Origin of the sequence: Agilicoccus flavus, assembly GCF_014857905.1 — a bacterium.
Lineage (GTDB): Bacteria > Actinomycetota > Actinomycetes > Actinomycetales > Dermatophilaceae > Agilicoccus > Agilicoccus flavus.
Genome location: NZ_JACYXE010000014.1, coordinates 59,779 through 69,884 on the forward strand (window position 1 = coordinate 59,779; position 10,106 = coordinate 69,884).

The 10,106-nt window shown below is 74.3% G+C and carries 8 protein-coding genes; 5 read left to right on the forward strand and 3 right to left on the reverse strand.

Features of this window, described 5'->3' with window-relative positions:
• Window positions 1-78: 78 nt before the first annotated feature.
• Genes ICW24_RS17320 through ICW24_RS17330 form a run of 3 tightly spaced genes read left to right on the forward strand, consistent with a single transcriptional unit; the run spans window position 79 to window position 4,774 of the window.
• Window positions 79-2,505, forward strand: a complete 2,427-nt coding sequence (locus tag ICW24_RS17320) for a polysaccharide deacetylase family protein (RefSeq protein WP_226346980.1) — start codon at window positions 79-81, stop codon at window positions 2,503-2,505.
• On the forward strand, window positions 2,502-3,884 hold the full coding sequence (locus ICW24_RS17325) for an acyltransferase family protein (protein WP_226346981.1): 1,383 nt from the start codon (window positions 2,502-2,504) through the stop codon (window positions 3,882-3,884). The genes ICW24_RS17320 and ICW24_RS17325 overlap by 4 nt, the downstream gene beginning before the upstream one ends.
• Complete coding sequence (locus ICW24_RS17330; protein ID WP_226346982.1) at window positions 3,881-4,774, forward strand: chitosanase; 894 nt, start codon at window positions 3,881-3,883, stop codon at window positions 4,772-4,774. The genes ICW24_RS17325 and ICW24_RS17330 overlap by 4 nt, the downstream gene beginning before the upstream one ends.
• 151 nt (window positions 4,775-4,925) lie before the next feature.
• Here ICW24_RS17330 and ICW24_RS17335 read toward each other — a convergent pair whose 3' ends face one another.
• Window positions 4,926-5,837, reverse strand: a complete 912-nt coding sequence (locus ICW24_RS17335; protein ID WP_226346983.1) for a dioxygenase family protein — start codon at window positions 5,835-5,837, stop codon at window positions 4,926-4,928.
• A 219-nt stretch (window positions 5,838-6,056) separates the two neighbouring features.
• On the opposite strand from ICW24_RS17335, the gene ICW24_RS17340 reads away from it, so the two are divergent.
• On the forward strand, window positions 6,057-8,066 hold the full coding sequence (locus ICW24_RS17340; protein ID WP_226346984.1) for an ABC1 kinase family protein: 2,010 nt from the start codon (window positions 6,057-6,059) through the stop codon (window positions 8,064-8,066).
• Window positions 8,067-8,087: 21 nt separating this feature from the next.
• Here ICW24_RS17340 and ICW24_RS17345 read toward each other — a convergent pair whose 3' ends face one another.
• Window positions 8,088-8,720 (reverse strand): LysE family translocator, encoded by a 633-nt coding sequence (locus ICW24_RS17345; protein ID WP_226346985.1) that lies wholly within the window; start codon window positions 8,718-8,720, stop codon window positions 8,088-8,090.
• 240 nt (window positions 8,721-8,960) lie between these two features.
• On the opposite strand from ICW24_RS17345, the gene ICW24_RS17350 reads away from it, so the two are divergent.
• Window positions 8,961-9,536: a CGNR zinc finger domain-containing protein gene (locus tag ICW24_RS17350; RefSeq protein ID WP_226346986.1), complete on the forward strand. Its 576-nt coding sequence runs from the start codon at window positions 8,961-8,963 to the stop codon at window positions 9,534-9,536.
• 84 nt (window positions 9,537-9,620) lie between these two features.
• Here the strand turns inward: ICW24_RS17350 and ICW24_RS17355 are convergent, their stop codons facing one another.
• The gene (locus tag ICW24_RS17355) at window positions 9,621-9,767 is read right to left on the reverse strand and encodes a hypothetical protein (RefSeq protein WP_226346987.1); all 147 of its coding nucleotides are present in this window, start codon (window positions 9,765-9,767) and stop codon (window positions 9,621-9,623) included.
• Between the last annotated feature and the right edge of the window lie 339 nt (window positions 9,768-10,106).

The following is a 10,106-nucleotide window of genomic DNA, read 5'->3' on the forward strand; positions in this document are numbered from 1 at the left end:
ACGCTGGGGGGCGACGCGCCGGGGTGAGCGCGCGCGCTCGCCCGTCCGGATCAGCGGACCAGGGGGGCACGTCTCGTCATGTCGGGGTCAGGGATCCACGAAGTCTTCGCCGACCCGCGGGGTCGGCGGCGCCGCGCGTTCCGCGCCACGGTCGCCACACTCGCCGTCGGTGCGATCGCGGCGCTCGGACTCGCGGTGCCGTACGCGTTCTCGTCGTCGGCGGCCACGTCGGTGTCCGACCGGCCGACCGTGACGATCCGCGACGTGGGGCCGGACGCCCCGATCGTCGGCGCCGGACCGCTGGAGCGGGTCGTCGAGCTCCGGCCGGAGGGCGCGGGCGTCCGCGGCGTCGAGCCGTTCACCGGCGCCGACCTCGGGCTGCTGCCCGGCGTCACGGCGGCGGGCGTCACCGGGCACCGCTACGCGATCCAGCGCTACGGGTACGCGGCCACGGGGCGCAAGACCATCTCGCTCACCTTCGACGACGGGCCCGACCCGGTCGTCACGCCCAAGCTCCTCGACGTGCTCGCCCGCCACCACGTGCCCGCCACGTTCTTCGTCATCGGCCGCGCCGCGGTGCGCCACCCCGAGATCGTCACGCGCATGGCGCGCGAGGGACACGCCGTCGGTGGGCACACGATGACCCACCCCGACGTCGCGCACCAGCCCGACTGGCGCGAGCAGGAGGAGGTCGTCGGCGCCGCCCGCGTGCTGCGCGCGCTCACCGGCCGCGACGCCGCGATCTGGCGGATGCCGTACACGGCCGCGGACCCCGACCTCGAGCGGCACACCGTCGACGGACTGCTGCGGGCGCAGCGGCTCGGCTACGTCCACGCGTCCTACGACTTCGACACCCTCGACTGGGAGCACGACGCCCGGCCGTCCGAGTCGGTCCTCGACATCCCGCTGCCCGACTTCGACCAGGACCACATCACGGTGCTCCTGCACGACGCCGGCGGTCCGAACCGCGAGCGCAGCGTGGCCTACGTCGAGCGCCTCGTCGTCGAGGCGCGTGCCCGCGGGTACACGTTCACGACGATGCCGCAGGCCGTCCCCGCCGTCGCGGCGGCGAACACGCCCGTCACCCCGACCCCGGCCGACCGCGCCGTCCTCGCGTGGGCGACGGTTGTGCACACGTGGCCGCGCACCCTCATGATCGTCCTCTTCGCGTTCGCGCTGCTGTGCTCGGTGGGCACGGGCCTGGTCCACGCGGTTCTCGCCCTGATCCGTCGGCGCCGACGCGACCGGGTCGTGTGGCCGAGCGGGACGGGCTCGCGGACCTCGGTCGTGCTCGCCGCGTTCGACGAGGAGGTCGTCATCGAGCGGACGGTCCGCTCGATCCTCGACTCCGAGCATCCCGTCGACGAGGTCGTCGTCGTCGACGACGGCTCGCGCGACCGGACCGCCGAGATCGTCGCCCGTCTCGGCCTCGCCGACCCGCGCGTCCAGCTAGTCGTGCAGGAGAACGCCGGAAAGTCGGCCGCCCTCAACCGCGGCATCGCCCGCGCGGTCGGCGACATCGTCGTCACCCTCGACGCCGACACGATCCTCACGCCCAGCACGATCGGCAACCTCGTGCGGCACTTCGACGCCGACGACGAGGCCCGCCGCGCCGACCCCGGCCGGGCCCCGCTCGGCGCCGTCGCCGGCACCGTCCGCGTCGGCAACCGCCGGACCAACCTGCTCACGCGCTGGCAGGCCCTCGAGTACGTGACGCAGATCGGGCTCGACCGGGCGGCGCAGGACCAGCTTGGCGCGATCTCGATCGTCCCCGGCGCGTGCGCCGCGTGGCGCCGCGAGGCCATCCTCGCGGCCGGCGGCTACTCGACCGACACCCTCGCCGAGGACTGCGACCTCGCGTTGAGCATGCACCGTCTCGGGTGGCGGCTCACGCAGGAGGACCACGCCGTCGCCTACACCGAGGCCCCCGAGACCGTCGACGACCTGCTCAAGCAGCGCAGCCGGTGGACGTTCGGCACCCTGCAGGCCACGTTCAAGCACCGCCGGCTCCTCTTCGGCCGACGCACCGGCTTCCTCGGCTGGTACGTGCTGCCGAACTACGTGCTCTCGCTCGTGCTGCCGCTGTTCTTCCTGCCGTTCGTCGCCGTCATGGCCTACGTGTCGGTGCGGCAGGAGGGGCCGGGCCTGCTGCTCGGCTACTTCGCCCTCTTCCTCGCGCTGCACGTCGCGCTGGCGGCCCTGACCGTCCGGCTCATGGGCGAGCGGTGGTCGCACCTGCTCTCCGTGCCGCTCTACCGGATCGTCCACGAACCGCTGCGCGCCTACCTGCTCTACACGTCCGTACACCTGGCGATCATCGGCGGACGCATGGGCTGGCAGAAGCTCGACCGCACCGGGACCGTGCAGGAGGACGGCGGGTCCACCGCCGTGCCCCGGCCCCGGGCCGGCGTGCATGTACTCCCATCGGGCGACGCCGGACCCGCCGTCACGGCTCCGTCCAGCGACTCCACCGTCTCCGACCACGACAGCGAGGTGCGGGCATGAGCGCCACCGTCCACCGGCCCGTCGGACTCCGGGCGCCGCGACGCGGTACGACGTCCGGCCGCGGCACGATGTTCGGCCGCGGTGCCGCCGACCCGGTCGCCGGCCCCGTCGTCGTGGGCCCGGCGCCCACCATCGCGCCGGAGCGGCCCGCGACCGACGACGCGGTACGGCGGGAGGCGAGCCCCGAGGCGACGCCGCACGACGGGACGACCGCCGAGGCCCCGTCCCGGATCGACGTCCGCCGGGAGCACGCGCTGCGCGGCCGTGACCGCTACATCGACTCGCTGCGCGTCCTGGCCCTGGTCCGCGTCGTCGCCTACCACCTCTTCGGCTGGGCGTGGCTGCCGCTGCTGTTCCCGTCGATGGGCGTCATGTTCGCCCTCGCCGGGTCGCTCGTCGCCGCCTCCCTCGACCGCAGCCCGCACCGCGCCGGCACGGTGGTCCGGCGGCGCCTGCGGCGGCTGCTGCCCTCGTACTGGGCGTTCATCGCCGTGACGCTGCCCGCCATGGTGCTGCTCGGGTGGACGTCGTCGGAGGACGCGACGCCCCTGGGCTGGGACACCGCGCTCGCGTGGGTCGTCCCCTACGTCACGCCGCCGAGCAGCGAGCTCGGGCAGAGCTGGTACCTGCCGCTGTGGTACATCGCGACGTACCTGTGGCTGGTGCTCCTGTCGCCGGCCCTGCTCTGGCTCTACCGCCGGTGGCCGGTGCGGATGGTCGCCCTCCCGCTGCTCCTCGTGCTCGCCCTCGCCAACGGGGTCCTCGAGACCGGGGGTGGCCCCGTGGGTGACATCCTGCTCGACGTGGCCACCTTCGCCGCCTGCTGGATGCTCGGGTTTGCCCACCACGACGGGGCCATCCGCCGCCTCGCGCTGTGGAAGGTCGCCGCGCTCGCAGGGGCGTGCCTCGCGTTCGGATACACGTGGGCGCAGCGCTTCCCGACGCCGGAGGGGCTCGTCAACATCTCCGACATCCCCGTGGCCGACGCGTTCTACGGGTTCGGGTTCGTGCTGCTGCTCCTGCGCCTGTACGTCGACATGTCCTGGATGTGGCGGGTGCGGCTGCTCGACCGGTTCGTCGCCGCCGTCAACCGGCGCGCCCTGACGATCTACCTGTGGGGCAACCTGTCGATCACCCTCGCGCTGATCGGGCTCGACCGGTGGGCGCCGCAGTGGACCGGCGGTGACCCGGTCTCGCACGCCGTCGCGTTCGGCACCTCGTGGCTCGTCATCGGCGTCGCGGTCCTGGCGTTCGGCTGGGTCGAGGACCTCGCCGCCCGGCGGCCACGCCGCGGGGTCGGCGCGGGCCGGGAGGCCGCGCGCATCGTGCCCCGCCCGGCCCGGGACGGCTCCCCGTCGGTGGCCCCGAGCCGCCCGTGAGGCGGGCGGTCGGGATGTGGCTCGCCGCGGTCCTCGTGCTCGGTGGGGGCGCGGCGTGCGGGTCCGCCGACGGCGACGATCCGGCCGGGTCGACGCCGTCGAGGTCGACGGGCTCGACGGGTCACGTGGCGCGACGGTGCGTCGCCGAGCCGGCGGGCGACGACCTCACCGACCCGGTCCGAGCGGACGTCGCGCGGATGATCGTCGCGTCCGCCGAGAACAGCACGCTCGTGTGGGAGAGCCGGTACGGCTACATCGAGTACGACGTCGAGGGCGACCCGGCCGAGAACCGCGGATACACCGGCGGCATCGTCGGGTTCACGTCGAAGACGCACGACATGCTCGACGTGGTCCGGGCCTACGTGAGCCGCCGGGGTGACGCCGCGCTGGCGAGGTACGTGCCCGCGCTCGAGGCGGTGGCGGGCACTCCGTCGCGGGCCGGGCTGGGTCCGGGGTTCGTCGCCGCGTGGCGGGAGGCCGCGGCCGACCCGGCGTTCGGGGAGGTCCAGCGGGAGCGCGCCGACGCCCTGTACGTCGTCCCGGCCGTGCGACGCGCCCGCGCCGACGGTCTCGGACCGCTCGGTCAGTTCGCCTACGTCGACGCGATGATCATGCACGGCCCGGGAGAGTTGACCGGAGACCTCGGCGGCATCCGCGCGCGGGCGGTCGAGGCGGCGGAGCCGCCGAGCGAGGGCGGGGATGAACGCCGCTATCTCACCGCGTTCCTCGACGCCCGCGTCGCGGCCATGTCGGCGGAGACCGCCCACGCCGACACCTCCCGCGTCGAGCAGGCCCAGCGCCGCTGGCTGGCCGACGGCAACCTGGACCTCGCCCTGCCGCTGACCTGGTCCGTGTACGGCGACGAGTACCGGATCGACGCCTGCTCCTGACGGGCCCCGCCCGCTCAGGGCGAAGGTACAGGCACGATCGTGCCGATCGAAGGTCGCGCGCGCCATGGGGCGCGGCACGACCGGCGTCACCGGCGTGATCGTGCCGGTCGCGGCACCGACCGAAGACACGGCCCGCCGCGAGAGGCGAGGGTCAGCGGCTCGGGGGCTGGCCGCCGGCCGGGGCGTTCCCGCCGGTCGGCCGGGTGTTCGGGTCGACCTTGACGGCGAGCGCGAGGGCGTAACCGGAGGTGACGTCGCCGGTGACGGTGGGCGTCTGTGACGCGCCGCCGTCGTCCCCGAAGACGTTGTCGCCGCTCAGGCTCACCTTCGACAGGTTCGTCACCGACTGTTCGTACCCGCTCGTCGCGTAGACCGCGTCGGCGGTGGCCTGGGGGATCGCGACCTGCGAGGTCGCCACGGCCTTCGTCGCGTCCGTGATCGAGGCCTGGTCGGGGTAGACCTCGAAGTGGATGTGCGGCCAGCGGCCGTCGTAGCAGGCGGGGAACACGCTCGTGAAGCTCACGCGGCCCTGCGCGTCGGCCACTTGCACGCCGCGCAGGTAGTTCTCGTCGGTGATGCCCTCGGAGTACATCGAGTACTCGCCGTCGCGGTTCGCGTGCCACACGTAGACGGCCGCGCCGGCGTAGGGGGCGTTCGTCGCCAGGTTCGTCAGGGTGAGGGTGAGCGTCATCGGCACGCCCTGCGCGGTCGTCGTCGAGGTGCCGAACGAGGAGCGGATGTCGCTGCGGACGACGCCGCTCTGCTCGAGGACGTCGGGCCCGTTCGAGCCGTCGCCCGGGTACGGCCCGGCGGTCTCGTCGGGGATCTCACCGGTCGACGCACCCGAGGCGCTCGCCGCCGACGTGCTCCCGGACGCCGTCGACCCGGACGCGCCACAGGCGGCCAGGACGGCCGCGCCGGCTCCCAGCCCGAGGCCCTGCAGCAGGCGCCGCCGGCTGAGGGTGCCGAGGTCGAACGCGAGTCCCTGGTCCACGACCTCCTCGTCGGGGCGGGGCAGCACGCGGCCCTCGTAGGTGGGGGTCGAGCGGCGGATGGGTGACATGGGGCGGGCTCCTCCGTGCGGTGTGCGGTCTGCGACCACTCTCGGCAGCGAACCTGTCCGTTCTCTATGGACGGGTCGTGTCGCAGGCGTGGAACCTGGCCACGCACCGAGTCGTCCGCCGCGCCGCGAGCCGGCGTTCTGGTCGGGGAGTGCCGTCGGCGTCGGAGCCCGGCACACTCGGAGGGGAGATGCACCGCCGGCGACGAGAAGAGGCCAGACATGGAGGGGTTCTCGGTCGCCCTGCTCACCGCGGTGTTCGCGGGTCTGACGATCGTCGCCCTCGCCGTCATGGCCCGGCGGGTGCTGGGGGTGGACGTCGGGTGGGTGCGGGCGATCCTCGTCGGTGTCGTGGTCGTGTCGGTGGGCGACCTCACCCTGCAGGTGGTCTCGACCCGGACCGGCTTCCCCGACCCCGGCCGCCTCGACGTCCCCGACCAGGCGGCGGTGGTCCTGCTCCTCGCCCTCACGGTCGCGTGGACCTTCGCCCTCGGGCTGCTCGCCCTCGTCGCCCTCGAGATGGTGCTCCCCACCGGCACCCTCCCCCCACCCGGCCGGTGGGTGCGGGGTTGGGGGGCGCGGCGCCGTCGCCTCGCCCGGTACGCGGCGATCTTCGCCATCACCCTCCGGCACGGGCTCGGCCGCTACCTGCGCGGGGGCGGCGCGATGCGGGGCGGCGAACGGGCCCGCACGGCGCGGGCCCTGCGGCGCGCCCTGGAGGACGCGGGGGTCACGTTCGTCAAGCTGGGCCAGAACCTCGCGACCCGGGCCGACCTCCTGGCCCCCGAGTTCGTCGCCGAGTTCTCCGCGCTGCACTCCGACGTCGCCGCCGAACCCTGGGAGGCCCTCGAGCCGGTCCTCGCGGCGGAACTGGGCCGTCCGCCGGAGCAGGTGTTCGAGCACGTCGAGCCCACCCCGCTCGCCGCCGCGTCGGTCGGCCAGGTGCACCGGGCGCGGCTCGTGGACGGCACCCGCGTGGTCGTCAAGCTCCAGCGCCCGGGGGCCCGCGCGCAGATCCTCGCCGATCTGGACATCCTCGACCGGCTCGCGGCGCGGCTCGTGCGTCGCACCACGTGGGCTCGGTCGATCGGGCTCGACTCCCTCGCCGCGGGGTTCGCCGCCTCCCTGCGCGAGGAGCTCGACTACCGGATCGAGGCCGACAACGTGCGCGCGGTCGCGGCGGCCCTGCCCGCGGGGTCGGCCATCTCCGTGCCCGCGACGTACCCCGACCTGTCCGGCGAGCGGCTCCTCGTCATGGCGGAGGTCGACGGCGTGCCCCTGACCCGGGCTCGGGCCGAGCTCGCCGCCTTGCCGGCCGACCAGCGCCGCGCGCTCGCCGAATCGGTCCTCGCGCAGGCGCTCCACCAGCTTCTCGGCAGCGGTGTCTTCCACGCCGACCTGCACCCCGGCAACCTCATGCTGTGCGACGACGGCTCGATCGTCATGCTCGACTTCGGGTCGGTGGGCCGGCTCGACGACGTGTCCCGCTCGACCCTGGCGTTCCTGCTCGCCGCGGTGGACTCCGAGGACACGCTTGCGGCGGCCGACGCGCTGGTGGACCTCCTCGGGCGCCCCGACGAGCTCGACGAACGGGCGCTGGAGCGCGATCTCGGCACCCTGCTCGTGCGGTTCCGTGGCCGCACGGGTGGGGTGGGCGCCGCCGGGCCGTTCACCGACCTGCTGTCGCTCGTCCTGCGGTACGGCTTCCGCGTGCCCCCACAGCTCGCGGCCGCCTTCCGCTCGCTCGCGGCCCTCGAGGGGACGCTCGACCTCGTCGACCCGACCTTCGACCTCGTCGACGGCGCGCGCGCCGCGGCGCGGGACCTGGCCCGAGACCGCCTCGACCCCGCCCACGTGCGCGCGGCGCTCGAGCGTCAGGCCGCGGCGGCGCTGCCGATGCTGCAGCGCCTGCCGCGCCGGCTGAGCAAGGTCCTCGACCAGGTGGAGTCCGGCCGCCTCGGGGTGTCGGTGCGGGTCTTCGCCCATCCTGACGACCGGTCCTTCGTCGCCGGGCTCGTCGACCAGGCCGTGATCGCGGTGCTCGCGGCCGCGGCGACGCTCGGCGCGGTCCTCCTGCTCGTCAACGACGTCGGGCCGCGCCTCACCCCGACGATCGGCCTCTACGCCTTCCTCGGCTACGTGCTGCTCTTCTTCGGGATGGTGCTCGCGCTCCGGGTCCTCGTGCGCGCCCTGTTCCGCTCCCGCGCCGCCGACGACCACGGCGGGCCGTGACCGGGCCGGGCGGGGGTCGGCTCAGGGCAGGACCGCTGCCAGCGAGTCCACCGCGACCACCCCCGCCAGCACCGCGTACACGGCGGCCGCCGCGTAGTCGAGAACGACGCCGGCCGACCTGGAGCCGCGGAAGCGGGTGTGAAAGGTGCCCGCCAGGACACCGATGCCCCCGTAGAGCGTGACCTCCATCAGCACGTTGACGGCGCCCAGCATCGCCAGTTGCGCTCCGAGGCTGCGGGCGTCCCCGACGAACTGCGGCAGGACCGCCAGGAAGACCAGGATGAGCTTCGGGTTGGCCAGACTCACCACGACGCCCCGGACGTAGGGCCGAGCGGTGGGCGGGGGGCTCGAATCGCCGCCGCGGCGACCCGCGTCCCGGACGGTGACGTACGCCAGCCTCGCGAGGTAGAGCGCGCCGCAGACCTTGACCCCGTCGAGGATCAGCGGGTGCGATCGGGTCACGCTCCCCACTCCCACCGCGACCGCGACGGCGTAGACGGCCATGCCGGTGCCGATGCCGAGGACGCCTCTCACCGCGGCTCGGCGACCACCCGCGAGGCCGGTGGCGATCATGTACGCCATGTCGGGCCCCGGTGGCAGGAGGAAGAGCAGGATCACCGCGACGAAGGCCGGCAGGACGCCGACGTCGACCATCAGTCGCCCTCGGCCGGCGCGCGCGGCGGGATGCGTACGGCCACGGCGACCAAGAGCGGAACCCGGCTGCCGGGAAGGGCGGCGCATCGTCGGGGGGTCCGGTGAGGCGGTCGCCCATCGCGTGGCCGGGTGGTGAGCATGAGCCCTCCTCGGTGAGGTGAACCGGCTCAGACAGTTCTGAACCTGCTGAGACGGTTCTAGCAGCTCCGCTCCGGTCCGGCAACCGGCTAAGATGGTTCCATGCGCGCGGTGTTCCCCGATTTCCGCGCCGGCAACGTGCTGGCGACCAGCTTCACGGGCACCCTGACCGAGCGTCACGGTGCTGCGGTGGAGCGCATCCCCACGCCGCAACGCCTCATGGACTGGTTGGAGGCGCACGGCCTCGCGGTGGACAACTGCACGCCCGCGCAGCTCGATGACGCTCGGGAGCTCCGGGAATCGATTCACGCGGCCGCGACGGCAGCCGCCCTCGGGGAGGGCCTGCCGGCGGCGGCGGTCCGGGTCATCAACGACTGCAGCGCCCGGGGCCGGGCCGCCGCCGCCCTGACCCCCGCGGGTGAGCGGTGCTGGACGCTCGGCTCCACGTCCTGCGTGGAGGACGCCCTCGGCGTGATCGCGGCCGACGCGATCGACGTCATCGCGGGGGAGCGCGACGGGAGGCTGGCCCTGTGCGCGTCGGAGACCTGCAGGGCCGCCTTCCTCGACACGAGCCAGAGTCGCACCCGGCGCTGGTGCGACATGAACACGTGCGGGAACCGTCAGAAGAAGGCGCGACTCAAGGCGAACCAGGGCGCGAGTTCCGCCTCGGCGGGCTGAACGTCGGCGCGGCGCTCGCGTGGGGCTGTTCGGGTGCTCTCGATCGAGCGGGTCGGAGGGCCACCGGTCGGCGCTGGGCCTGGATCAGTAGGAGTTCGTCTCGCCCTCACCCTGTTCGGGCGCCTCGTCGTCGAGCCCACCGGCCGCGGCGGGCGTCTGCTCGTGGTCGGGGTCGGTGCCGTCGTCGGTGCCGTCGGTGACGTTGTTGTCGGGTGCTCCGGGGTCGGTCATGGTCCACACGGTAGGTGCGGAGCCGCGACGCCGCCCGGGCAAGGGCGCCGCGGGCGTGGCGGTCCGCTCACGGGTGCGGGATCGGGGGAGCGAGCGTCACGCGCCCGCGCCATGACCGCTCGTACCGAAGGACGCGGTCCGGCGCAGTCGCAAGCTCACGTCGTCGGCGCTGGTGCTGGTGGCCGCGTGGGGTGCACTCGCGAGCTCGCGTGCCGTCCCCGCAGCGTTGGCCGACCCGTCCGCAGGGCAGACGTTTCCCCCGGATGTCCCCGGCCGCTGGTGCTGCTCGTCCCGCTCGGGCACAGTTGCAAGCTCGCGCGACGTCGCCGCTCAGAACGA

What these genes read in the sequence shown, in the direction of transcription:
- ICW24_RS17340 (WP_226346984.1), top strand. Translation starts at nt 6,057, where the DNA reads ATGGAGGGGTTCTCGGTCGCCCTGCTCACCGCGGTGTTCGCGGGTCTG.
- ICW24_RS17350 (WP_226346986.1), top strand. Translation starts at nt 8,961, where the DNA reads ATGCGCGCGGTGTTCCCCGATTTCCGCGCCGGCAACGTGCTGGCGACC.
- ICW24_RS17355 (WP_226346987.1), bottom strand. Translation starts at nt 9,767, where the DNA reads ATGACCGACCCCGGAGCACCCGACAACAACGTCACCGACGGCACCGAC.
- ICW24_RS17320 (WP_226346980.1), top strand. Translation starts at nt 79, where the DNA reads ATGTCGGGGTCAGGGATCCACGAAGTCTTCGCCGACCCGCGGGGTCGG.
- ICW24_RS17335 (WP_226346983.1), bottom strand. Translation starts at nt 5,837, where the DNA reads ATGTCACCCATCCGCCGCTCGACCCCCACCTACGAGGGCCGCGTGCTG.
- ICW24_RS17345 (WP_226346985.1), bottom strand. Translation starts at nt 8,720, where the DNA reads ATGGTCGACGTCGGCGTCCTGCCGGCCTTCGTCGCGGTGATCCTGCTC.
- ICW24_RS17325 (WP_226346981.1), top strand. Translation starts at nt 2,502, where the DNA reads ATGAGCGCCACCGTCCACCGGCCCGTCGGACTCCGGGCGCCGCGACGC.